This is a genomic window from Paraflavitalea devenefica, assembly GCF_011759375.1.
GTDB lineage: Bacteria > Bacteroidota > Bacteroidia > Chitinophagales > Chitinophagaceae > Paraflavitalea > Paraflavitalea devenefica.
Window position 1 is genome coordinate 675,867 of record NZ_JAARML010000002.1, and the last position, 21,412, is coordinate 697,278.

Sequence of the window (21,412 nt, forward strand, 5' to 3'; positions counted from 1 at the left end):
CTTTATTCTTTAATGATTTTTACAGCACCGGCATCCATGCCTTCAAAAGCCAGGTGATAATTGCCGGCAGCATAGCGTTGTACATTCCATTCAATGGTATTCGTGCCTGCGCTGCACACCACTTTTCTGCGCTCCACTACCTGGCCCGACTGATCAACCAGGAGCAATACAACCTCCTGCTTACTGCTTACAGGTAGCACCACCGTCAGCTTGTCGCGCACAGGATTGGGATATACCTGCACTGTGTTGGTGCTGCTTCCTTTCAATCCTTGCGGCTTGCTGCCGGCCAGCGTGTAGCGATGCAATTGACCAAGCCTATTTTTAGTAAGCCAGTTATAGGAAGTATTGCTATTGTCTTTGCCGCTTACCTTCCAGCCATATCCATCAGAAGAGAAAAGTGTAAGCTCGGCTTCATTGCCGGAAAGCTCTGCATCCAGGTAATGGAACTGCAGGGTGGCATCCAGGTTTTGATTAAAGGCAGGCGCAATATCAAAATACCGTGCCGTAGCGGCAGCTCCGGCAGTGTGCAAAGGCGATTCATGCCCACGGGTGATCAGGGTGGTGCCCAGGTTGGCCGTGCTGGTGATGGATACGCCGATATTGCCCGGGTTGACCCCATTGGGCGATTGCAGTACGGCTGTCCTGGTAACAGTGCCTCCGGGCTTTCCCATGATCCTGCTTTCATTGCTTTCCCCGGTGATATTGCCCGAGTTGCCCAGGTCGAGCGTATAGCGGTCCAGTTGCAGGTTGCCCTTATGCAGGGCAATATTGCCGGTAATCTGTATGTTATTGGTCAATTGAACATCCCGGTGGATAGTGAGCTGATGAAAGGACGTTTTACTGGCGCCGCCAATAGTAACAGGTAGTGCGCTGGTGCTATCGGTAAAGACCACTGTACTGTTGGCGGCTTTAAAATAACCATTGTTACTAAATCCGAGGTTGTGGAATACCAATTGGGGCGAACCGCTGGCTACTATATGGAGCCCCGGTGATACCCTTACCTGTTGCGCGCCGGCGCACAATGCCCCGCATAACAGAAGCAGGAGCAGGCTGTAGCATATTTGTATTGGTCTCATTGTAATAATATTGAATGATTAATTTATTTAGATGTCTTCAACAATTGGATCAGTTCGGCTACCTGTTTTTCTAACTGGGCTATCTTCCTGCCCTGGTCGTTATTGGCAGCTTTTTCTTCCAGCCGGGTGATCTTTGCCTGCAGTTGTTCTATAATAGCCTGCTGTTCCTGCATGCCTTTTACCAGGGGCACTACAAACGCATCATAGCTGAGGCTGTAATGATCGTTACTTGTTTTAGGCGTAATAATGCCGCTAAAATCATATCCGCTGGTCTTCGCCGCTTTTTCTACTTCCTGGGCAATGAACCCGCTGCGGCGGATCTGGCTGGCTTCGTCGTAAGAGGCTTGCATATTGGTGAAAGTGGATTCTCCGTTGCGGGCATCAAATCGTTTTACATCAAACTGGTAGGTCACCGGATGCAGTTGCAGGATAAAATCAAGTCCCTTCACATCATCCTGTACCTTGAACTTAAACCGCCCGTCGGAAGGAGTGGTAAAAGGGACCTGACCTTCAATGACGGTAACGGCTGCATTGCCAATGCGTACTTTGTTGGAAGCATCCACTTTAGCGCCATTGCCGATGGCGGTGGAATTGGAAATAAAAGCAGATAATATGCCTGACTCATACCCGATAGCGGTATTATAACTTCCCAGGCTATTGCCAGAGATGGCCTTTGCGCCAATGGCTGTATTATAATTTCCAAAATTGAATATTAATGTCTGGTAACCATGGCCTGTATTATAATTGCCGAAACTACCGACGCCCATAGAGCTGGCGCCAAAAGCGGAGTTGTATTCACCATTTATATTATTGAAAAGGGCAGATGCACCGGCGGCCGTATTTCCTTTCCCTGTTTCATGCACCATCATGGCATTACTGCCAATGGCTGTATTGGAATCACTGGTATTGTTCGACAGTGTCTGACTGCCAATGGCTACATTATTATTCCCACTGCCTTGTTGCATGGCATAGGCGCCTACGGCTGTATTACTGCCGCCGGTACTATTGGAGTTAAGTGTTTCCCTGCCTATTGCCACATTGCCGGAGCCTGTGGTATTGCTTATTAATGCAGCGAACCCTGCCGCGGTATTACTGCTGCCAAGCGTATTGTTGGTTAAAGAAAACGTACCAGTCGCTGTATTGTAAGAGCCTTGCGTAGTGGCTACCATACTACTGTATCCAACAGCCGTATTGTAATTAGCAAACGTACTGGCCTGCAATGCCATACCGCCCACGGCTGTATTGTTCCCGCCAATGTTTTGCTGCAAGGTATTTGCACCAATGCCGGTATTGTAACTGCCATTGCCATGCTGTAAGGCAAAAAGACCAATGGCAACATTGCCGGCGCCGCCATTGTTCGACATTGCTTCATATCCCATAGCGGTATTGGCAAAACTGCCATTGAGCTGCAATGCCTTGTAGCCATTGGCTGTATTGGATCCCCCCTGTATGTTTTCCTGCAATGCCTGGTAACCCGTAGCGGTATTGCCTTCCCCGGTGGTATTGGCATACAGCGCCTGATAGCCGATGGCAGTGCTGTTATGCCCCGTAGTATTAGAATACAGCGCCTGGTATCCATACACTACATGCTCCGATCCGGTCGTATTCTGGTAAAGCGACTGATAACCGCCGGTTGTATTCCTGGCGCCTGTAGTATTGGTGTAAAGAGAGCCCGCACCAAGAGCTGTATTCCACCTGCCGGTGGTATTGCGGTACAAGGATATATGACCGATACCGGTATTATTATAACCGCCGGTATTATCATGCAGGGCATCACCTCCAATAGCGGTATTGTGAAACCCATTCAGGTTGTTGTACAAACTGGCTTTGCCCACCGCCGTATTGGCTATACCTTCTGTATTGGAAAACAAGGATAGAAAACCGGTGGCCGTATTGGAAAAGCCGGTGGTGGTATTTTCAAGCGACTTATTGCCCAGTGCAGTATTATTAATACCAGTAGTAATGGACTTGCCGGCAACATACCCCCAGGCCACATTATTAGTAGTGGGATGAATATACCCGGAAGGCAGGTTATTCACGCGAATGCGCAGGGGAACATTATCCAGGGTGCCTAAAAAATGGGTGCTGTCGGTACCGCTGTTGCCATTCAACAGCCAGGCATCGGCGGTGGCCAATGCTGCTGCCGATGTGGCAATGCTTTGCCATTGCACACCGGTATGGTACCAGAAGGAGTGGGTAGTGGTATCATACACCAGAAGTCCCTGTGTGGGAGGGATGAGCTTACGGGCTGTGGTGCTCATACGGGGGATCAGTACTCCCTTATTGCCCGATTTAATATCCAGTATGGCATTGGCGTTGGGTAATGAGCCGTCTGCATTGATGGCAAGGTTTTGTGACAGGCCCTGCTGTAACAGCATAAGCCAGATTATCGTGAAGAGGTATACCTTTTTCATTGACCAGTTATTAATTGGTGAGCTAATAATTATTTGGCTGTCTTCAGCAATTGCAGCAGTTCAGCTACCTGTCTTTCCAGTTGTGCTATCTTTTGGTTTTGCACATCATTCTCCTTCTTTTGCTGTTCAATGACCTTTTGTTGTTCCTGTACAGCTTTTACGAGGGGTACTACAAATGCATCATAACTGAGGCTGTAATGTTCCTGTGCTGTTTTGGGTTTTATAATACCGCTGAAGTCATAATCACTGGCAATAGCTGCCTGTTCAACTTCCTGGGCCAGGAAACCACTGCGCCTGATTTGGCTGGCTGCCTCATAAGCTGCCTGGTTTTCCGGGGTAATACTGGCTGTCTGCAGCGCATCAAACCGCTTTACGTCAAAATGGTAGCTTACGGGGCGCAACTGCATAATAAAATCGAGTCCTTTCACATCTTCCCGGATGCCGAACTTGAAACGCATGTCGGATGGGGTGGTAAAGGGCACCTGCCCTTCAATCACGGTAACGGCCGCATTGCCGATGCGTACTTTGTTGGAAGCATTTACAATGGCGCCGGCGCCAATAGCGGTGGCATTGGTGAGTACAGTATTACTGGGTACACCTGCCTGGTAGCCGATTGCCGTATTATAACTACCTGAGCCTTGAAAAACATTGCCGAGCAGGGTTTCGTTACCAACGGCGGTATTGCGATAGCCTGTAGAATTGAACCCTAAAGCCATGAAGCCTACTGCTGTATTTTCACCTCCTGAAGTAGTGCCCCATAGCGCCATGCTACCCATGGCGGTATTAAAGGATCCCGTTGAATTGGTCATTAATGCTTGCCAGCCGGTTCCGGTATTATATTCAGCTTCCGTATTGCCGAATAGGGCGTTAGAGCCAATCGCCGTATTTTTCGAGCCTGTAGTATTATGCTGTATGGCGTCGAAGCCAAGGGCTGTATTCTCGGTGCCTGTGGAATTGAAGTACAGCGACTGGAACCCCATAGCTGTATTGGCATTCCCGGTAATATTTTTTTGTAGCGACGTGTAACCGGTGGCTGTATTGCCAAATCCTTGATTGGTACGTAAGGTCATACTTCCTTGTGCTGTGTTGTACGAGCCTGTCGACGCTTCAGCCATTGATTGATAACCTATGGCAGTGTTGCCTTCACTGACAGTATTTTTATACAAAGCCTGGTAACCGACGGCCGTACTGCTTTTAGCAGTCGTGTTTGAAAACATAGCCCCATATCCAATGGCCACATTTTCCGATCCGGTGGTGTTGGAAAACATAGCCTGATAACCTGAAGCAGTATTCTGTTCTCCGGAAATATTAGACCCCAATGCCTGAGCACCATTGGCTGTATTCTTTTTGCCAATCGTATTATATTGTAAGGCCTGTGCTCCCATAGCTGCGTTGTCACTGCCGAGGGTATTAAACTGCAGGGCGTATATACCAATCCCGGTATTATTTTCTCCCGAAATATTGGCATACAGCGCGCCTCCGCCAAACGCCGTATTATGGTCACCGGTTGTATTGGAATACAAGGCTGTTATCCCGCTGGCTGTATTGGCCTGTCCGGTTGTGTTGGAGAAAAGCGAATAAATGCCGGTGGCTGTATTAAAGTGTCCCCTGTCATTGGAATGCAGGGCATGCAGCCCCAGCGCAGTATTTTGTTGCCCGTCGGTATTGGTCTGCATAGCCCCGGTGCCGATGGCGGTATTGCTGTGGCCTATCGAATTGTTGTAAAGCGCCCGGTAACCGTTGGCGGTATTGTCAACCCCTGTTGTATTGGCCCACAAAGAGAAAGCCCCATGAGCTGTATTGCTGCTACCACTCTCATTGGCCTGTAAAGATTGATGCCCGGTAGCTGTATTATTGCTGCCGGTAGTATTGGCCTGCAAAGACCGGAAGCCGGTGGCAGTGCTGTTATTACCCATCGTATTGGCATACAGTGCCTGGTATCCTGTAGCGGTGCTGCCGCTGCCAGTGGTATTCGAATACAGTGTCTGGTAACCATTGGCCACATTCTCCGATCCGGTGGTATTCTGGTAAAGTGATTGATAACCGCTAGCTGTATTCCTGGCGCCTGTCGTGTTGGTGTACAAAGAACCTGCACCCAGGGCTGCATTCCTGTTGCCGGTAGTATTTCGGTACAGGGATATATGCCCAATGCCGGTATTGTTGTAGCCGCCGGTATTATCATGCAGGGCATCGCCACCAATGGCCGTATTGTGAAACCCATTCAGGTTATTATATAAGCTGGCCTTACCCACGGCAGTATTGGCTGTACCTTCTGTATTGGAAAACAAGGATAGAAAACCGGTGGCCGTATTGGAAAAGCCGGTGGTATTGTTTTCAAGCGACTTATTGCCCAGCGCCGTATTATTAATACCGGTAGTAAGGGATTTGCCGGCAATATATCCCCAGGCCACATTATTCGTGGTAGGGTGAATATACCCGGAAGGCAGGTTATTCACGCGGATACGCAAAGGAACATTGTCCAGGGTTCCTAAAAAGTTGGTGCTGTCGGTGCCGCTGTTGCCATTTAACAGCCAGGCATCGGTGGCAGCCAATGCTGCTGCTGAAGTGGCAATGCTTTGCCATTGCACACCGGTATGGTACCAGAAGGAGTGGGTGGTAGTATCATACACCAGCAGGCCTTGTGTAGGCGGGATCAGTTGGCGGGCTGTGGTGCTCATGCGGGGAATGAGCACCCCTTTATTGCCCGATTTAATATCCAGTATGGCATTCGCGTTGGGCAGCGATCCATCTGCATTAATAGCAAGATTCTGGGCATAGCCCTGCTGTAGCAGCATTAGCCATACTAATGCGCACCCTACAATTTTTTTCATAGACCAGTTTGTTTAGCGTTTGTGATTAGATTTTGATTGCCGATGTGGGTAAGGACCATGCAGTATGGGCATGAAAGTCCTTCATGAGGAAACTGGTTATTTCGGTAAATGCAGTTGTAACAGGGCACAGTGTTGCCCTACGTATACGGGCATATACACAAGCGGGTACCTGAGCAGTCGCGGCAGTAATGAAAATGGGTAGCGGTTTAACGTGCTATATTCAGTGGGTAGGAGATGGTTTGAGGGGAATGGGTAATAAAAGTATCTAATTTTCTTTATAAAGTAAATCGTATAAATACGCTAATTTATAGCGAGTTGTAGAATTTGATTCACGACTTCCGCTTAAATGCCTTTCGTGGCTTTTCGCTTTGCCAGGAATGCTTCAAACGCGGCTAGTGAAAAACTGCTCAGGTTACGGTCGGGTGTAAGGCCTCCTTTCTGTGCGGCCAATACGCCATAACGGCAATCGTCATAACCTTCTATCGAATGCGCATCAGGATCTACAGAGAGCAGTACATTTTTCTCCAGGGCATAATCAATCCAACGCCAGTCAATATCCAGCCTGCGGGGGTGTGCATTCAGCTCTACCACTACCTCTTGTGCGGCACAGGTATCAATAATCGTTTTATGGTCCAGCGGATAGCCGGGACGGCTCAATAACAACCGGCCGGTCATATGCCCCAGGATCGTTGTATAGGGATTTTGAATGGCGTTCATTACACGCATCATGGCTTTATCTTCCGTCATCTTCAGGTTGGAATGTACGGAAGCGATCACCAGGTCGAAGGTGGATAAGATAGCATTGGAGTAATCCAGCGTCCCGTCATTGAGGATATCGCACTCAATACTTTTAAAGATCCTGAACGGGGCCAGCTTTTTATTCAGCTCATCAATATAATAGTGTTGCTCCTTGATCCTTTCTTCCGACAGCCCTTTGGCATAAAAGGCGCTCTTACTGTGGTCGCTGATCACCAGGTATTCATATCCTTTATTAATGGCAGCATTGGCCATTTCCTCGATCGTATTCGAGCCGTCGCTCCAGTCGCTATGGCTGTGAATAATGGCCCTGATGTCTTCCGGTTGTATCAGTGTGCCGGGTGCACGGTTGGCTGCCAGCACAGCCCCCTTTTCGCGCAGGGCAGGAGCTATATAGGGGATATTGGTAGTCGTGAAAATGGCTTCTTCCGAAGTATACGTGGCATTGGTATCCCAACCGGATAATGCCTGCCAGGCCTGGGCGAAGTCTTCACTGCAACTGGTAGTGAACAATACCTTATAGAAAACCTCGTTATTAGCATGATAAAACTTCAGGGGTATATTCTCCTGACCTTTTACCGTCAGTATAGTATCGGCGCTTTCTACCGTACTAAACTGGTTGGCTTCAAAAAAGGATTGCAGGTCCTGTACAGGAACGGTGGTTACCCAGGCCAGTTGGTCAATAATTTCCAGTTGACGGCGGAATGCTCCTGTAATAGCAAAAAGATTACCGGGAAATTGTTCGGCCAGGGTCTTATTCACTGTCAGCGCATACGTTTCTGTGTCTGCATACAGATGGCTGCCCTGGCTGCGCATATAAAACTCAATGGACTCCTGTACATTCTTCTGGGTCTTCTCTCCAAAACCTTTATACAGCATCAGGCGGTTTTCATTGCAGGCATACAACAACTCGCCGATCGTTTCAATACCCATCTCTTTCCAGATCGTGGCAATCTTTTTAGGGCCGATGCCTTTAATACGCAGCATCTCTATAACACCCGGCGGTGTTTTTTCAATATACTCTTCCAGTACCTGCAGCCGGCCATCCTGCTGTACCATTTCCAGGATCTTTTTGCCTACCGAGTCGCCAATACCTTTAATGGAGAACAATTCGGAGGCTGGGGTAGTGGCCAGCGATTGCGGCATCTTTTCAATATTGAAGGCTGCTACGGAGTAAGTCTTGGACTTAAAACTGTTTTCTCCGTGGATGTCCATCAGCTTGGACAGCAGATCAAACTGGTCGGCTATATAGGTATTGTCAATGGTCATGGAACAAAAGTAAACAGAAGTAGGGAAGCTGGGAAAACAGATGTCAGATTACTTGTTCTTCTCATGAAAGCCTTGTGTGGAGCGGCTTTGAGAGGCTTGCAGTCTCGCAGCACTATTTCATTGCTCATTTGTACGCACAAAAAAAGTCCCGGATAAAATCCGGGACTTTGATATGTTCTGCGTTCCAAAGAAGTTATTTCTTTTTTGCAGCTTTCTTAGCAGCTTTCTTTTTTGGAGCGGCTTTTTTTGCAGCTTTCTTAGCGGCTTTTTTCTTAGTTGCCATGTTTTTGTGAATTTAAAATGGTTAGTAAATAAATTTACAACCATAAAAATAGAAACTAATTTGAAACCGCCAAAATTTTTTTACGTTTTGTAAAAAAATTATTATGCAACGGGAACTACGCTGACTACTGTTTTATCGTTCTTCGTCTTCTTGAACTCCACTACACCGTCGTTTAATGCAAACAGTGTGAAGTCTTTTCCTACACCAACATTCTTACCAGGATGGTAAGTAGTACCACGTTGACGAACGATAATGTTGCCGGAAATAGCAGGCTGACCGCCGTAGATCTTAACCCCTAAGCGTTTGCTTTGTGAGTCGCGGCCGTTCTTTACACTACCTTCCCCTTTTTTATGTGCCATGATGAATTAATTTGAAGATTTGAAAATTTGAGTAGCTGAAAAGTCGAAGCAGGAGTTTCAGACCTCTTACCTCAGACTTCCGACTTCGTTATTAAGCGATGTCTGTTACTTTAATTTTTGTGTAATGGGTGCGGTGACCATGTTTCTTACGGAAACCTTTCCTTCTTTTCATTTTAAAGGCAATAACCTTATCGCCTTGTACCTGGCCAACGATTTCCGCCTTAACGGTTGCTTTTACACTGCTGCCAACAGATAACTTTCCATCAGCGCTTACCAGCAATACTTCGGCAAACTCCACCTTGTCTCCGGCATTGCCGTCTACATGCGGAACATATAAAGTTTGGTCCTTCTGAACCTTGAATTGCTGACCGGCTATTTTAACAATTGCTAACATAACTTTCCAAAAATTAGGAGTGCAAAGGTAATAGGTTTATAGCAGATTCCACGGGCTTTTAACTACTTTTTTTAAACATCGCCCGCTTTCCCGGGGAAACGGAGCAAATTTAGGCTTTATAGGCCTGGCGAGCAAGACCTGCCGGATGGGAAGGATTGGACGTATTGTTTGTTATCGAATTGATAATCATAGATTAATATTGCTACAATGACGAAATTGAGTAAAAAGTTATCAAATTAGCCTTAATTTCGTGTGATTGCGCCATAGATAAAACTTATGCAGATTAAATCATTACTGGCAAAACCATTTGCCAACTATGTATACAAGGGTGTCAGGAAAGGGATGGCTACTGCCGTGGAAGACCAGGAGAACATTCTGAAGGAACTGCTGAAAACAGGAAAGATAACCGAGTTTGGCAAAGAACATCAGTTACAGCAGGTTTCCGTATATGAAGAATACCTGCAGGCTGTGCCCATCCGGGATTATGAGCAGTTCAAACCTTATATTGAAAAAATAAAGGAAGGACGCCATAATATATTATGGAAAGGTAAACCCATTTACCTGGCCAAAACATCGGGTACCACCAGCGGGGTAAAGTACATCCCCATCTCCAAAGAGTCTATTTCCAACCACATCAACAGCGCCCGGAATGCCTTGCTTTGTTACATTGCCGAGTCGGGCAATAGTCAGTTCACCAACGGGAAAATGATCTTTCTGTCAGGTTCTCCCGAGCTGGACAGGGTAGGAGGGATACCTACCGGGCGATTGAGCGGTATCGTGAACCACCATGTGCCCAGTTACCTGCGCAGTAACCAGTTGCCTTCCTACGAAACCAATTGCATTGATGACTGGGAAACCAAGCTGGATAAAATTGTAGGGGAGACCCTGGAACAGGATATGACCCTCATCAGTGGCATTCCGCCCTGGATGCAGATGTACTTCGACCGGCTGCATGAAAAGACCGGTAAAAAGATCAAAGACATCTTCCCCAACTTCTCCGTACTGGTGCATGGAGGGGTGAACTTTGAGCCCTATCGTAATAAATTATTTGAAAGCATCGGCCAACAGATCGCTGCTATTGAAACCTTCCCCGCTTCAGAAGGTTTTATGGCTTTCCAGGATTCCCAGAAGGCCGAAGGGCTCCTGCTTAATACCAATAGTGGTATCTTCTTTGAATTCATACCGGCCGGTGAGATCTTCTCCAACAATCCCACCCGCCTTAGTCTGAAAGACGTGAAAGTGGGAGAGAACTATGCCCTTATCATCAACAACAATGCAGGGCTGTGGGGATATAACATCGGTGATACCGTTAAATTTGTTTCCACCAACCCTTACCGGCTGGTAGTTACAGGCCGTATCAAACATTTCATCTCCGCTTTTGGGGAGCATGTCATTGGCGAGGAAGTGGAATACAGCCTTATTAAGGCAGCAGAAGAAGAAGGGGTACACATTACGGAATTTACCGTGGCGCCCATGATCACACAGGGGAAAGGCCAATCCTATCACGAATGGTTCATTGAATTTGAGAACAAGCCGCCTGATATGAACCGCTTTGCCACCAAAGTGGACCATAACCTGCGTAAGAAGAACATCTATTATGATGACCTTATAACCGGTAACATACTAATGCCACTGCACATCCGCACCGTTAAAAAGAATGGCTTCATTGATTACATGAAGTCTATCGGTAAACTGGGCGGACAAAATAAAGTACCCCGGCTGAGCAATGACCGCAAAATTGCTGTTGCGCTGGAAAAATACGTAGAATAAAACAGGTATTAGCCATTAGCTGTTAGCCATTGGCCATTGGCGAAGCGAAAGCGCTAACAGCTAAAGGCTAAAAGCTAACCGCTAACAGCTAAATCCTTCGTATTATTGCTGCTTTCAAAAACCGGTTCATGTCAAAAACTTTCCCTCAAAAACGTATCGCTTTATTCGGGTCCACGGGTTCCATTGGCACCCAGGCGTTGGAAGTGATTGCTTCAAATCCTGATAAATTCACGGCAGAGGTGCTTACGGCCCAAAGCAATGATGAATTGCTGGTAGAGCAGGCCATGCGTTTTAAGCCCAATATCGTGGTCATTGGCGATGAACGCAAATACCCGCATGTGAAGGCTGCCCTGGCCAATACCGATACCAAAGTATTTGCCGGTGAGCAGGCGCTGGAGGAAGTGGCCGCAATGAATGTATACGACGTGATGCTGGCAGCAATTGTAGGATTTGCCGGTCTGCGCCCCACCTTGCGGGCGGTAGAGCAGGGGAAAGCCATTGCGCTGGCCAATAAAGAAACCCTGGTGGTGGCCGGCGACATCGTGATGCAGAAAGCAGTGGAGCACCGCGCCCCCATCATACCGGTAGACTCGGAACACTCCGCCATCTTTCAATGCCTGGTAGGCGAAACCCGCAACCGCATTGAAAAGATCATCCTTACCGCTTCCGGCGGACCTTTCCTTGGCAAAAAGCCTAATTACCTGGTAAATGTTAAACGGGATCATGCCCTGCAGCATCCCAACTGGAATATGGGCGCCAAGATCACCATTGACTCGGCCACCCTCATGAATAAGGGGCTGGAAATGATCGAGGCCCGCTGGCTTTTTAACCTGCAGCCCGATCAGGTATCCGTACTGGTGCACCCGCAGAGCATCATCCATAGCATGGTACAATTTGAAGATGGCAGCATCAAGGCGCAGATGGGATTGCCCGATATGAAACTGCCTATCCAGTATGCGCTGACCTTTCCCCAGCGGATACCCAATGATTTTCCCCGTTACAACTTCCGGAAACCGGCCCAGCTCACCTTTGAGGAACCGGATACCAGGACCTTCCGGAACCTTGTACTGGCTACCGATGCCCTTTTTAAGGGGGGTAACCTGCCCTGTGTGTTGAATGCCGCCAATGAGATAGCCGTTTTCGCTTTCCTGCGTAACCGCATTGGTTTCCTGGACATGACCGACCTCATAGAAAGGACCATGCAACAGGTGCCCTGGATCGAAAAACCCACGCTGGAAGAATATTTTGAGAGCGATGCGGAGGCCCGTAATTTTGCTGCTTCCGTAATTAAGCTCTGATTCCCAGTACCCTTTGCATCATATTCATGCTCTTTTTCCGTTAATAAATGACGAAATTTTGTGAGTGGTATGGATATCCCGTATATTATTGGATATTTGAGGATGTAGATTTCGGACATACTGTGTCCTTCATTCAACAGGTATGTATAATTTTTAAAAATATCAAAGCAGGAAGTCTGTAGTCAGGGAGGTTCCTAAGAACTCAGCGACCCACTCACTACTCACTACTCACTATTCACAATTATGATCACATTCTTAGCCATTGACTGGGCTGTTGTAGGTATCAAAGCATTACAATTAATTCTTTCCCTGTCCATATTGGTGATATTGCATGAAATGGGACACTTTCTGCCCGCCAAATGGTTTAAGTGCCGCGTGGAAAAATTCTACCTCTTCTTCGATCCCTGGTTTTCCCTCTTTAAAAAGAAAATTGGCGAAACCGTCTATGGTATCGGCTGGCTGCCGCTGGGTGGTTATGTAAAGATCAGTGGTATGATCGACGAAAGCATGGACAAGGAGCAAATGAAGCAGCCCGCCCAGCCCTGGGAGTTCCGGAGCAAACCGGCCTGGCAGCGCCTCATCATCATGATTGGCGGGGTAACTGTTAACCTGCTGCTTGGCTTCTTCCTTTTTGCCATGATCCTCTGGATATGGGGCGAGAGCAGGCTGCCCATGACCAACATGAAATATGGGGTGGCAGTAAATCCCATCAGTGAAAAAGCAGGTATCAGGAATGGTGACCAGATCGTAAGTATAGATGGCAAACCCATAACAGATTATTATGACCTCACCCGCAATATCATCCTCGATGAAGCACAGGTAGTACAGGTGCAGCGCGACGGAAAGATGGTGGATGTACCCTTGCCCAAAGGCACCATCCGCAGCCTCATTAAGGGTAAAATTCAATTCATTTCACCACGGGTTTATCCTATTGTAGATACGCTGTTCCCCGGCATTGCCACCTTTACGCAGGATACCCTGCTGAAGGGCGACCATGTACTGACTTTGAACAATACGCCCATTACCTTTTATGACCAGTACCGTACAGAAACCGTGAAATACAAGAGCCAGGAAATAACGCTTACCGTATTAAGGCACAAGGATACCATAACCGTGAAGGCCAAAACAGATTCCCTGGGCAGAATTGGCATGTATGTAGATGCTGAAAAACTGTCGGGCTCCTACAAGCAAAAATTCGACTTCCTGCCTGCTTTCCCGGCCGGCGTAAGCAAGGGATGGGAAAACATGGTCATGAACATAAAGAACTTCAAACTGCTGTTTACCTCCGAAGAAGTAAAGGCCAGTGAGTCACTGGGCAGCTTCCTCAGTATTGGTAACATGTTTGGCTCAAAGTGGGATTGGGAGCTCTTCTGGAGCATGACCGCTTTGCTCAGTGTGGTACTCGCCTTTATGAACATGCTGCCGATACCGGCGCTGGATGGCGGCCACGTACTATTCACTTTATACGAGATCATTACAGGGCGCAAACCCGGCGATAAATTCATGGAGTATGCCCAGATGGTGGGTATGGTGCTCCTGCTGGCGCTCATGGCCTATGCCATCGGGCTCGATTTCTGGCGCTACCTGTTTAAATAAGAACTTTAAGCTTTAAGCTACGATCCCGCAGAAACTTCTGCGGGATCGTTGTTTTTAGGGCCGGGTGCCTATTCATCTATTTGATCACCGGATCATCCACGGTAGTCCCGGACAATTTGATCTGGTATGGCCATTGCTCTTCTGCAGGCGGTGCTGGTTGCGCGTTGGCGGCATTTTGTGACCTTGGCCTGCCCATCGTTACGGGCCAATGCTCCGTCGGCGCTCCGCTCACTACCAGCCACAGGTATTCGGTGTTCTTGGGTACTTTAAAAGTGGCCTTTCCATTGACATCGTTGTACATTTTTCCGTACTCGCGAATACCATCTTTTTTATAAGCTACAAAGCCATAACGCCATCCTGCCTTATCTGTTTTGGTAGTACTATAGCCTGCTGTGCCGGCAATGCCTTTAAAGTCCAGTTTCACTTTAGTGCCGGCCACAGGTACTTTAAGTTTGATACCATTATAGCCATAGTTCTGTGGCGCATGCGTCGCTGCTATTTTGTACCAGCCATCGCCGGCCGCTTCCATTTTAGTAATGTGCTGGTTGGCATATTGACTGGCCACCTTTTCAATCCGTTTCATATCCCAGGTAATGAACCGGCGGCAGGCATCAAATATTTCATCATTGAATTGCTCCTGGTTCAGGTTGGTGATCCGTTTGTAGGTCATCACAGGATCTTCCCCATCCTGTGTGGCGCGACAGAGGTTGCCGAAGAACTCTATCCCGTGTTTGTTCGACCAGTACTCCAGCACGTACGGAGAATGGTACATGTTGGTAGGGTGGAGGAACGCGTAATGCGTTTTTTTCATGAAATCGACCAGGTGGTAGTTTTCAAAGGTCATCCATTCGGGATATACCTGCCATAGCATGTACTGGGCCGACATTTCCATGATAGCGCCGCGCGGGCCGGTCTTATTATCTATACGGGCCAGGAACTGGAAGGAATGTCCCAGCTCATGCGCCAGGGCGCCATAAGGCGCTTTGTTCATTCTTTTGGCGGGCGTCCACAATCCGCCGACCTTGTCCTCTATACCTCCGCCAAAGGCTGTTCCTTCGGTACCACCAATAACATAGAGGATGATCTTGTATTTGTCTGAAATGGACTTGCCCTTTTGTACAAGTTTCAGGTCATTCACATAATAGTTATAGAACCTATCGAGCTCTTTCAATGCTTCCTGTGCATTGAAGCGCTTTGTCACATCCGTATTGGTTGTTGGGTCATCGCCAAATTCTTTGTTCCAGAAGATGGCAATGTTGTCCGACTGCACCATACGCTTATAGCTGTATTCACTTTCGTTGTTGTTGTAATCATTGTTTTCAGGGATACGGTATACTTTCGCCGGTACATACAGCTCTTTCCCTGTAGAGTCTGCTACTACCGGCAAGGGGTGTGTTATACCATTTTCGTTAGTATGCGCAGCCCAAAACATCGGCAGGGCTACTACCATATTTCTGATGTACGTATTCACTATCATGTGGCAGGTGTTTGTTTTACCCGCTTAAAATAGGAAGATTTAAAAGAGCCTGGCCTACCGCTGACCGTTTTGGATAATAAATAAGAAGGAATGGTGAAAAAGTGTATCATCTTACCCAATCCGCCCTACCCGCAATATCCGTAGCGCACCAAACTTCAGCAAGACCTTTTTCCCATGCACCATTTTATAAAACTCAATCCCCATCGCTTGTACTATCACATCACCCTCACCAGCTTTTACCGCATGCTTCAGGTGAATCACGCCGGGTGTTTTCTTGCCCAGCGGCATCAACCTGCTTGCTTCAATATCTTGGGTGCAGCGGTTCTCCGTGAAGTTGATCACCGCCCCGCATGATACCAGGCGGAAATGAGTAGCGTCGGCAGGAAATACCTTCTTCTTTCGGGCAACAAAACCAGGCACTGTTACATATAGAACACCTGTCGTTATATCCATACTGTGCTCAAACCGCACCCGCAAGGCATCATCCAGCGATAGGTCAGGATTAAATTCAAAGCCTTCCAGCAAACCAATATCACCAGCAGCAGCATGACGGAAGCCCATAGGGCTATGCTTATCCCGCTGGCTGGCAGCATACAGCAGCTTATGCATCATGCCATTTAGCTTAGAATGATGTACACCATTAAGCGTGTTACCAAGGCTCCGGCGAAGTAAAGTGGCATCCCTGATCGCTGTTTTAAATTCGTTGGCATGGCGGCGCGTACCGGCAAAGCGATCACTCGTCAGCACTTGTTCCCGCGTGGGGCCTGGCTTTTCACCAGCCACCATCCCGTCCTGAGTTTGGCGGAATGTCACACCACCGATCGTTCCGCGGATCTTGAATAGACTAATGACTTTTGCCATAAAAACCGATTTAATAGTTAATAAACGTTAATGCATTTCCCTCCTTGCCTTGTAGCCTCAATTCCTTGCTGCCTTTACCTAAACTTACAGCAACCAACATCATCTTTCCAAATCACCTGTTCATAAATGATCACTTTTGAAAAAAATGATAATTTTTCATAAGTCTAAGATGACTCAATTTGGTTTTTGCCAGGAGAAAAGCCACTTGGCGACTAGAGAAAAAATAGCAGAAAAATGGTTTTCCATGAACAGCGAAAAATCACTATTCATGAAATAATGCAGGGATAGGGACAAGTGAAAGCAACGCTCCGGTAACGCTTAAGATACGCTATAGATACTCCATAGATAACCTTAAGATACCTTTACTGATACCTGGTATGCACATAAGCCGCAGGTAAACTGGTAATAAGGGAATAGTAAGACAATAGTAAGAGAACAGGGCTCAAATCAGGGCGGGAAGCGGAAAACCGTTCGTAGGCAGTTGAACGGTTGCTGGCCGGAGAGGCGCAAAAAGGAGATATAAACAAACCACCATTCATATAAATTAAAGATACCCAAAATATCTATGAATGGGTCAATCTGGCCACAAAAAAAGAACCCCCGATAAGAATAACGGGGGGTTAACCAAAACTAACTGCTATGAGAAAACTCTATAAAACTTACTAAGTACTTTAAGTGCGTTTGCTTGATGACACAAAGTAAGGCTATCTCTCCCCGTTCCGGAAACGGTTTTGGACGAATTGCCTGTTTTAGTTAGTAAAGTGTGGTAAATGGGCGATGGATGGAGGAAACAGCAAACCCTAATACCCACTTAGTGGTATTTTCAAAGGGGATATAACCGGATGGTTGATCTCTGGACAGAGGGATAAAAAGCCCGTCGCCAGTTCGTATCTTGCGTCCTGCAAAACATGGACGAAATATTCAGCATATCAGTAGTTACAGAAAACGATATACCAGCCGTAACGCAGGTGGTGAACAGTGCTTACCAGGGAGAGCCGGGCAGCAGAAGCTGGACATCCGAAAGTCACCTGGTAGCAGGGCAGCGGACCACCGAAAATATTTTGCGGGATCTCATTGCACAGCCACCGGTCACTATGTTGAAATATACTAATGAGCAGGGGGAGGTGCTGGGCTGCGTTCTACTTGAACAAAAAGACGGTACCTTATACCTGGGTATGTTGTCTGTTTCTCCGCAGGCACAGGCTTTAGGCATTGGCAGCAAGCTATTACAACAAGGCGAAGCCTTTGCCCGGGAGCACCAGTACCATTCTGTCACCATCACCGTGATCAACCTGCGGCATGAACTCATTGACTGGTACCGGCGCAAAGGTTTTGTACCCACCGGCAAACTGGAACCTTTCTCCAACAAATCCTCCGCCGCCCGGGCCGACTTTTCCTTTATGGAAATGAAGAAGGAGCTGCTGTAAGCACGAATAAAAAAGCCACTCGCCGCAACCCTCTCAGTGCAGGTAGATTACTTCAATGCCTTTTTACCTCGTAACCTCTTTACCTTCTCTCGATATCGCGCGCCGTGTAGGAACCGGAGCTTTTGTAATTATCCACAGGGCTGATTGTTAGTTGTTTATATTCTGCTTTTGAGGCTGGGGGTAGGTAACGTATATTTGACGGATTGGCAAAATTGGGAGGTTTCCACATGTTTTCGGTAAGGTTCATTAGTAGCAGTAACAATTTTTGTAACCTACACTTACACAGCATGACAAGAAAAGATGCCGAAATACAGCTCAATCACCTTTTTGGCTTTTCACAATTCCACGATTTGCAGTGGACAGTGATCCAACAACTATTAGCTGGAAAAAAAGTGCTTTTCATTGAAAAAACTGGTTTTGGAAAATCCCTATGCTACCAATTTCCGGCTACGCAATTACAAGGTATTACCATCGTGTTTTCTCCGTTAATTGCCCTAATGCGTGACCAGGTGCGCAGCATGCACCAAAAAGGGATCAGGGCAGCAGCTATTAATTCTAATCAAACCGACGAAGAAAATGATGCCATAATAGAGCAGGCACGAAATAATGAACTTGATATTCTGTATATAGCGCCCGAAAGAATGGAAAATGCTGAATGGATTGGCGCTGCTCATAACATGAAAATTGCTATGGTTGTCATTGATGAAGCACATTGCATTTCCATGTGGGGCCAAAGCTTTCGTCCCAATTACAGGAGAATTGTAAACCTGGTGAACCTATTACCCAAAAATTTTCCTGTTTTAGCTACTACCGCTACAGCCACTGTGCGGGTACAGGATGATATTGTAGAGCAAGTGGGGGCTGGTTTGATTCCTATTCGCGGTCAGTTACTCCGTTCGAATATCAGCTTGTCGGTAATAACGGTGCAAAGCGAGGATGAAAAATTTTATTGGTTGGCGGAGAACTTTGCCAAACTGTCCGGTACAGGTATCATTTATACGGGTACACAGGCCAATACAGACATTTATGCCAATTGGCTGCAATTTCTTGGCTTTAATTCAACTGCTTATAGCGGTCGACTGGATGCAGAAACCCGTAAACGGGTAGAAGAAGCCTTCATTTCCAATCAATATGATGCAGTTGTTTCAACCAATGCGCTGGGCATGGGGATTGACAAGCCTGATATCCGCTTTATTATCCATACACAAGTGCCTCAATCGCCCATACACTACTACCAGGAAATAGGCAGGGCAGGTAGGGATGGGCAGCCTGCGGAGGCAATTCTCTTGTATCATCCTTCTGCTGATCTGGCCTTGCCCCGGAATTTTATTGAAGGGACTAAACCAGCTATTGAAAAATATCAATTGGTAATAGACACTACCAAAGTGTCACTAAAAGGGCGTAACCAGATCATAAAAGATACTAATCTTAAACAAAAACAGGTAGAGATAATATTGGCAGACCTTGTTGATCAGAAGATCCTGCATGAGATGCAAAATGGGAGTAAAAAATATGCCTATAATCCTGAGGCGCCCGTATTCGATCCTGCTGGATTTGAGCTTTTAAGAGTTGCCCAGCAAAAGGAATTGGAACAAATGGTAGCTTATATTGGTATAGACTCATGTAGAATGCATTACTTGTGTGATTATTTGGGTGATAAGTTGGAAAACTCCTGTGGCATTTGTGATAACGATAAAGGAGAAAAGAGAATAATAACAGAAACAACGAAATTAAAAGAGCAGTTACAGGAATTCAGGGAAACCTTTTTTCCTGTGCTGGACGTAGAAGCGAAGAAAAGCAACATTATAAATGGTGTCGCTGCATCTTATTATGGCGTTTCAAACGTGGGGGCGGCCCTGCATCATTCAAAATATGATGGAGGGGGTGATTTTCCGGACTGGTTAGTAAAGCTAACTTTAAAAGCTTTCAGAAAACATTACGGAAAAGAAACCTTCGACTTAATTCTATATGTACCACCTACTGAATCGGGCGATCTCGTTAAAAACTTTGCCGGGAAAATAGGTAGTGTTTTAAAAATATCGGTGTCGCATAAGCTTGTTAAGACCAGCCCTACCGATCCACAAAAAAGATTTGAAAGTGGTATTTCGAAAAAAGACAATGTTCATGGTAAATTTGCTTATGTAGATCCTGCGGAAATAGCCGGCAAAAAGATCTTATTGATAGATGATATTTTCGACAGCGGCTATACTGTCAAAGAAATAGGACAATACCTGACTAATAAAGGAGCGTCTGTTATTGCTCCTTTGGTCATTGCAAGAACTGTAGGAGGTGATATTTAAATAAAGACAGATGAAAAGTTTGATAGATAATACGTATTGGATAGCCGTGGCTCATTTACCAAGGTGGCCAACAGAACGGATTAATCGTTTTATTATCCAGGTAGTGCATGAACACAAAATGACCTGGGCTGATTTTTTTGAACTGGATAGTAAAGTGTGGAAAGAGACATTTGGCTTTTCGGATAAAGAAATAAATGATGTAGAAGTGGCAAGAAATGACCTGCCACGACTTGCTTTTATTGCAGAACAATTGGACAGCGAAGGTTTTCAGGTTATTCCAGTCAACTCCCCGGATTACCCAACCGTGCTAAAAGACAATCTAAAAGTAAAAAGCAGCCCGCCTGTTATATACATAAAGGGCAGAAAAGGGTTGTTGCAGGAAGAAGCAGTAGCCATAGTAGGAGCCCGTAAATCTGGAAACCTGGCTCTGGAATTTACAGATCATGTGGCTAAAAAGACTGTGCAGGAACATAAAGTAGTGGTGAGTGGCTTTGCAAAAGGGGTGGATAAACAGGCTTTGGATAGTTCCATAAAGTATAATGGCAAAAGCATCATAGTGCTGCCTCAGGGTATTTTAACATTTCAAGCAGGGTTTAAAAAGTATTATCAACCAATTATTAATGGCGATGTATTAGTACTGAGTACCTTTTTCCCAAAAGCGGGCTGGGAAGTAGGACTTGCCATGGCGAGAAATGTATACATCTATGGCCTTGCAAAGGAAATTTATGTAGCAGAATCTGATAATAAAGGCGGTACCTGGGAAGGAGCTATAGATGGGTTAAAAAGGAAAAGGAGAATTTATGTAAGAATGCCTAAACAAAATGAAAAAAATGCCAATAAGGTTTTGATTGATATGGGAGGCATTCCGGTAGATATGAATGGGGAAATAGCGAATACAAAAAATCCCTTACAATATTCTATAAGGGATCAGGAACTGAATATTGTAAACGAGCCGGCTGGTATTTATGAAGTGGCTGACAAAAGTAAAAACATTGAACGTGAAATATTGGACTTATTGAAAAAAGGCAGCTTTAGTGCCAAGGAAATTATGCTCACCTTAAAATTGGATTGGGAAGGAAAAAAACTCAGCAACTTTCTGAAAAGTAATCCAAATGTTAAAAGTCTGGGTGGTAAACCTGCGCGTTTTTGCATCAGCGATTCAACAGCTCCTTCATTATTTGGCTAAAATTGATAGCGAATGACCTGGACCTTATTAAATAATAATATTAAACACAAACCCCAGCTAAGGTAGAAGAGGCTGTAATAACAAAAAAGGCAGCTCATAACGAACTGCCTTTTTT

Annotated in this window: 14 protein-coding genes; 6 read left to right on the forward strand and 8 right to left on the reverse strand. The window is 46.3% G+C overall.

Annotated elements, in window-relative coordinates; all coding sequences use genetic code 11:
• Positions 1-2 precede the first annotated feature (2 nt).
• The 6 genes from HB364_RS12390 to rplU form a co-directional block, all read right to left on the reverse strand.
• On the reverse strand, positions 3-1,076 hold the full coding sequence (locus tag HB364_RS12390) for a T9SS type A sorting domain-containing protein (protein WP_167288294.1): 1,074 nt from the start codon (positions 1,074-1,076) through the stop codon (positions 3-5).
• Between the two features lie 23 nt (positions 1,077-1,099).
• On the reverse strand, positions 1,100-3,490 hold the full coding sequence (locus HB364_RS12395) for a tail fiber domain-containing protein (protein ID WP_167288295.1): 2,391 nt from the start codon (positions 3,488-3,490) through the stop codon (positions 1,100-1,102).
• Positions 3,491-3,519: 29 nt separating this feature from the next.
• Positions 3,520-6,321, reverse strand: a complete 2,802-nt coding sequence (locus HB364_RS12400; RefSeq protein WP_167288296.1) for a tail fiber domain-containing protein — start codon at positions 6,319-6,321, stop codon at positions 3,520-3,522.
• A gap of 342 nt (positions 6,322-6,663) precedes the next feature.
• Positions 6,664-8,346 carry a DNA polymerase/3'-5' exonuclease PolX gene (locus tag HB364_RS12405; RefSeq protein ID WP_167288297.1) on the reverse strand — a complete coding sequence of 561 codons (1,683 nt, stop codon included), beginning with the start codon at positions 8,344-8,346 and terminating at the stop codon, positions 6,664-6,666.
• A gap of 384 nt (positions 8,347-8,730) precedes the next feature.
• A complete protein-coding gene (gene rpmA / locus HB364_RS12410; RefSeq protein ID WP_167288298.1) occupies positions 8,731-8,988 on the reverse strand; it encodes a 50S ribosomal protein L27 in 258 nt (85 codons plus the stop codon).
• A 91-nt stretch (positions 8,989-9,079) separates the two neighbouring features.
• Positions 9,080-9,382 carry a 50S ribosomal protein L21 gene (gene rplU / locus HB364_RS12415; protein WP_167288299.1) on the reverse strand — a complete coding sequence of 101 codons (303 nt, stop codon included), beginning with the start codon at positions 9,380-9,382 and terminating at the stop codon, positions 9,080-9,082.
• Positions 9,383-9,658: 276 nt separating this feature from the next.
• On the opposite strand from rplU, the gene HB364_RS12420 reads away from it, so the two are divergent.
• The 3 genes from HB364_RS12420 (at position 9,659) to rseP (ending at position 14,046) form a co-directional block, all read left to right on the forward strand.
• Positions 9,659-11,152: a GH3 auxin-responsive promoter family protein gene (locus tag HB364_RS12420; RefSeq protein ID WP_167288300.1), complete on the forward strand. Its 1,494-nt coding sequence runs from the start codon at positions 9,659-9,661 to the stop codon at positions 11,150-11,152.
• Positions 11,153-11,280: 128 nt separating this feature from the next.
• Positions 11,281-12,450, forward strand: a complete 1,170-nt coding sequence (locus tag HB364_RS12425) for a 1-deoxy-D-xylulose-5-phosphate reductoisomerase (protein WP_167288301.1) — start codon at positions 11,281-11,283, stop codon at positions 12,448-12,450.
• 243 nt (positions 12,451-12,693) lie between these two features.
• The gene (gene rseP, locus HB364_RS12430) at positions 12,694-14,046 is read left to right on the forward strand and encodes an RIP metalloprotease RseP (protein WP_167288302.1); all 1,353 of its coding nucleotides are present in this window, start codon (positions 12,694-12,696) and stop codon (positions 14,044-14,046) included.
• A gap of 76 nt (positions 14,047-14,122) precedes the next feature.
• Here the strand turns inward: rseP and HB364_RS12435 are convergent, their stop codons facing one another.
• Entirely contained in the window at positions 14,123-15,523 is a 1,401-nt protein-coding gene (locus HB364_RS12435; RefSeq protein WP_208419939.1) for a DUF6055 domain-containing protein, read from the reverse strand.
• A 111-nt stretch (positions 15,524-15,634) separates the two neighbouring features.
• Positions 15,635-16,384, reverse strand: coding sequence for a hypothetical protein (locus HB364_RS12440; RefSeq protein WP_167288303.1), 750 nt, complete (start codon positions 16,382-16,384; stop codon positions 15,635-15,637).
• A 908-nt stretch (positions 16,385-17,292) separates the two neighbouring features.
• On the opposite strand from HB364_RS12440, the gene HB364_RS12445 reads away from it, so the two are divergent.
• The 3 genes from HB364_RS12445 to HB364_RS12455 all read left to right on the forward strand — a co-directional run bounded on the left by HB364_RS12445 (position 17,293) and on the right by HB364_RS12455 (position 21,297).
• Positions 17,293-17,811: a GNAT family N-acetyltransferase gene (locus HB364_RS12445; RefSeq protein ID WP_167288304.1), complete on the forward strand. Its 519-nt coding sequence runs from the start codon at positions 17,293-17,295 to the stop codon at positions 17,809-17,811.
• A gap of 287 nt (positions 17,812-18,098) precedes the next feature.
• Positions 18,099-20,111, forward strand: coding sequence for a RecQ family ATP-dependent DNA helicase (locus HB364_RS12450; RefSeq protein WP_167288305.1), 2,013 nt, complete (start codon positions 18,099-18,101; stop codon positions 20,109-20,111).
• A 10-nt stretch (positions 20,112-20,121) separates the two neighbouring features.
• Positions 20,122-21,297 carry a DNA-processing protein DprA gene (locus HB364_RS12455; RefSeq protein ID WP_167288306.1) on the forward strand — a complete coding sequence of 392 codons (1,176 nt, stop codon included), beginning with the start codon at positions 20,122-20,124 and terminating at the stop codon, positions 21,295-21,297.
• Positions 21,298-21,412: the final 115 nt, after the last annotated feature.

Coding starts and splice junctions, on each gene's coding strand:
- rpmA (WP_167288298.1), bottom strand. CDS start 8,988: ATGGCACATAAAAAAGGGGAAGGTAGTGTAAAGAACGGCCGCGACTCA.
- rplU (WP_167288299.1), bottom strand. CDS start 9,382: ATGTTAGCAATTGTTAAAATAGCCGGTCAGCAATTCAAGGTTCAGAAG.
- HB364_RS12420 (WP_167288300.1), top strand. CDS start 9,659: ATGCAGATTAAATCATTACTGGCAAAACCATTTGCCAACTATGTATAC.
- HB364_RS12390 (WP_167288294.1), bottom strand. CDS start 1,076: ATGAGACCAATACAAATATGCTACAGCCTGCTCCTGCTTCTGTTATGC.
- HB364_RS12400 (WP_167288296.1), bottom strand. CDS start 6,321: ATGAAAAAAATTGTAGGGTGCGCATTAGTATGGCTAATGCTGCTACAG.
- HB364_RS12395 (WP_167288295.1), bottom strand. CDS start 3,490: ATGAAAAAGGTATACCTCTTCACGATAATCTGGCTTATGCTGTTACAG.
- HB364_RS12450 (WP_167288305.1), top strand. CDS start 18,099: ATGACAAGAAAAGATGCCGAAATACAGCTCAATCACCTTTTTGGCTTT.
- HB364_RS12445 (WP_167288304.1), top strand. CDS start 17,293: ATGGACGAAATATTCAGCATATCAGTAGTTACAGAAAACGATATACCA.
- HB364_RS12455 (WP_167288306.1), top strand. CDS start 20,122: ATGAAAAGTTTGATAGATAATACGTATTGGATAGCCGTGGCTCATTTA.
- HB364_RS12435 (WP_208419939.1), bottom strand. CDS start 15,523: ATGATAGTGAATACGTACATCAGAAATATGGTAGTAGCCCTGCCGATG.
- HB364_RS12425 (WP_167288301.1), top strand. CDS start 11,281: ATGTCAAAAACTTTCCCTCAAAAACGTATCGCTTTATTCGGGTCCACG.
- HB364_RS12405 (WP_167288297.1), bottom strand. CDS start 8,346: ATGACCATTGACAATACCTATATAGCCGACCAGTTTGATCTGCTGTCC.
- HB364_RS12440 (WP_167288303.1), bottom strand. CDS start 16,384: ATGGCAAAAGTCATTAGTCTATTCAAGATCCGCGGAACGATCGGTGGT.
- rseP (WP_167288302.1), top strand. CDS start 12,694: ATGATCACATTCTTAGCCATTGACTGGGCTGTTGTAGGTATCAAAGCA.